The organism is Microbacterium sp. MAH-37 (assembly GCF_009758255.1).
In the GTDB taxonomy this organism is placed as follows: Bacteria; Actinomycetota; Actinomycetes; order Actinomycetales; family Microbacteriaceae; genus Microbacterium.
This window is the reverse complement of record NZ_WSEN01000005.1, coordinates 1-2981: the sequence shown is the minus strand read 5'-3', so window position 1 is coordinate 2981 and position 2981 is coordinate 1. Positions and strand designations below refer to the sequence as shown.

Genomic DNA, 2981 nt, shown 5'->3' with positions numbered 1-2981 from the left:
GTCGCTGCTGGGCATGATGCGTGCGATCCAGGATCTGGATCAGCAGCTCGCCGGCAACTGACCGAAGATTCGAATCGAGGGGACCGGCGCTGCAGCCGGTCCCCTCTCGCCGGAGTTTCCACGGAGGGCAGACATGGGTGACGGGGTCAAACTGAAATACGGCGATCTCGAGCCGTTGCAGACCGCGCTGACGAGCATCATCGACGAGTTCGAACACGCAGGTTCCCGCAGCAACGACCTGGAAGGCGCAGTCGGTTCGCCTTACGGCGAGCGCGATCTGCGCGATGCCGCGTCCGACTTCGAGGGTCGCTGGGACGACCGCCGCAAGAAGCTCATGGACAGCTGCAAGACCGTCCAGGAGTACGTCGCCAGCGTGATCAAGGGGTTCCAGGACTTCGATCGTGATGCTGCATCCAAGTCCGAGAACTCGGAAGGCTGACCGTGTACGAATACATGCCGATGACCTCGCCCGCTGGGCATCCGATCGGAGAGCTCACGGGTGATGTCGGAGACATCCGCGCTCGGGGGACCTCTCTTCAGAACCTCGCTGATGCGATGAGCGACTCATCGACGTTGCTGAAGCGCCTGGTCGAGAACGGCGCTGACATGGAGGGGCAGGCAGTCGACAAGCTCGCCGAGATCGCGGGCGAGATGCATGCGGAGCTCGGTCGAGCAGCGGATCTGTACGACGTCGTCGCTCCGCACATCGTGCAGTACGCCTCCGACCTGGAGACCTCGAAGGCCGCGATCGATCCGATCCTCCAGGACCTCGACTCGCTGTGGATCACGTATCAGCAGAAGAAGGAAGAGGCAGCGTCGGCGGCATCTCAGATGCCGAATTACCCGACCGGTGCCGATGCGGATGACGAGCAAGCACGTCAGGACGCGATCGACGCGCGTGACGAGGCCGCCCAGGACGCCGCGGGCGCCGCGACAGGTGCACGGGGCGATTGGGACGCTCGCGCCGCTGACTACGACCGCGAGTGGAACACCTGGCACACCGCGTTCACGAACGCTGCGAGCAACATCCGCGAAGACATGTCCGACAAGATCGAGGACGGCTTCTGGGACAACGTCGATGGCTTCCTGCAGTTCATGTCGGACTTCCTCGCAGTGGCCGGCATCGTGCTCGCCGTGCTCGCGATCATCATCGGTGGCCCGATCATCGCGGCTCTTGCCGCCATCGTGGCGGTCGCCACGCTGATCGTCGCCGTCGCGAGGCTCGCGAGGGGGAACGGAAGCGTCCTCGATGTGGTGTTCGGAGTGATCGGAGTGATCCCGCTGATCGGCCCGGCCATCAAGTTCGCCCGTGGCCCGATGGCGATGATCAGAGGCGCGGAGTTCGGAGCCGACGGCGCGCGCTACTTGAACGTCTTCGCCGGGCGCGCTCCGCTGAGCTCGCTCAGCCAGATCCGAGGCGGCTTCACGACGGGCTTCGCAGAATTCTCGGCGCGTCTGTTCACCGGTGACGGTGTCTCCAGGTTCGCGGTGGAGATGTCTGGCGTGGAGACGCTCGACATGGTCGGCAACATCTTCGCGTCGCACTTCGCGATCGCCGGTGGCATCAAGGATTCTGCGGGCGGTGCCTGGGCGGGGACGTTCGACCCGGACCAGAACCCGTTCTCCTGACCGACCGCGGTGAAAGCCGCCTCATGGAAGACTGAGACGATGAGCAGCCTGCGCGCAGAACTGATGGGGAAGACCGGAACGGTCATCCCTCCTTATCGGATGCTCCTTCCTCCGGGATGGGAGGCGTTCGACCTCAGCGAGGCGACGGAGCGGGACCTGATGCGCCGTGCCGAAGCGCGACTGCACGGGGCGCAGAACTCTGCATTCGGGCCGATCCTGGCGGACAAGGTGCATGAGGTGCTCGAGGGCCTGCGCGCTCGCCACGGCTTCGCCTACGCGTTCGCGGGCGATGCCGCACCGACGTGGGCCATCGGGGCAGCCACACTGGTGGGGCTCAAGCGCACCTCATCGCCTGAGGCGACTCTCGAGCAGATCGTCGAGAGCGCTGTCCGCCATCATGGAGGCGTACCCATCGGCGAAGGCCAGCAGATCGTGCGCTGGACCGAACGGCGCGAAGTGTCGGTCGACGGTGAGGACGTCGCGTCGTTGCTGGTCAACTACCTGATTCCCATTCCGGGGACACGGCTCACTGAGGCCGTGCAGTGGACGGCTACGGTGACCCACGAAGTGGACCTCCCGGCGGATCACCCCAATCTCACCCTTTGGACCGCGCTCTTCGACACTCACATCAGCACGTTCACCTGGACGGTGCGCTGATGGAGATCGCCCTCGAGTACGCCCCGGACGGTGTGATCCCGGTGCCCACCGAACGCCTGTCCTCGGCCGAGTCGGCGGCGTGGGCTCGCGAGACCGCGGCCGGCTTCGCCCGGGATCTCGGATCGGACGACGAGGTCGGGACGCGGATCGAGTCAGCCCTGCTCGCGGTGCGGGCACAGGCGGACGACGATCGAAAGTTCATGCTCATCGTCGGCGCTGACGGAGGAGTCGTCGCGCCACTGATGATCTCGGTGATCGCGCATGAGCTGTCTCGCGCGGAGCAGGCGGACTTCCTGTGGTCGAACACGGCCATCCTGCCGGTGACTCCGCGTCTCACGGAGACCGAGGCGCTGGGCACAGGGTTCTCGGCCACGCTGGCGCAGCGGGAGAACGGTCTGGATTTCGCGACTCGTCGCTGGATCTTCTTCGGGACGGGCGCGACTGTGTGCGCGATGCTCGGCCCCGTCGTACCGTACGGGATGGCGTTCGTCGAACCGTTCGCCGAGGCCGCGCTGTCGTCGGCGGCGCTCAGCGGATTCGTGCCCCGGCCCGATCCCGCCCGGCTCGACGAGCTGGTCTCCGCAGTCACACGCCCGGGAGATGAGTGGCCGCTGAACCGCTGATCGGGCAGCTGATGGGTAGTTGTCCCCATCGACTGTTTTCGAGGGTGTCTCGTAGGGTGGTTGTTGTCGGGC

The 2981-nt window shown here is 65.7% G+C and carries 4 protein-coding genes; all 4 read left to right on the top strand.

All coding sequences use genetic code 11. From position 1 onward, the window contains the following. Positions 1 to 133 precede the first annotated feature (133 nt). The 4 genes from GON06_RS05860 to GON06_RS05845 all read left to right on the top strand — a co-directional run bounded on the left by GON06_RS05860 (position 134) and on the right by GON06_RS05845 (position 2909). Positions 134 to 439 (top strand): flagellar protein FlgN, encoded by a 306-nt coding sequence (locus GON06_RS05860; protein ID WP_157311401.1) that lies wholly within the window; start codon positions 134 to 136, stop codon positions 437 to 439. Positions 440 to 555: 116 nt separating this feature from the next. Next, positions 556 to 1629 (top strand): hypothetical protein, encoded by a 1074-nt coding sequence (locus GON06_RS05855; protein ID WP_157311400.1) that lies wholly within the window; start codon positions 556 to 558, stop codon positions 1627 to 1629. 39 nt (positions 1630 to 1668) lie between these two features. Continuing rightward, on the top strand, positions 1669 to 2286 hold the full coding sequence (locus GON06_RS05850) for a hypothetical protein (protein WP_157311399.1): 618 nt from the start codon (positions 1669 to 1671) through the stop codon (positions 2284 to 2286). Next, complete coding sequence (locus tag GON06_RS05845) at positions 2286 to 2909, top strand: hypothetical protein (RefSeq protein ID WP_157311398.1); 624 nt, start codon at positions 2286 to 2288, stop codon at positions 2907 to 2909. Before GON06_RS05850 ends, GON06_RS05845 begins: the two co-directional genes overlap by 1 nt. The last annotated feature ends 72 nt before the right edge of the window (positions 2910 to 2981 follow it).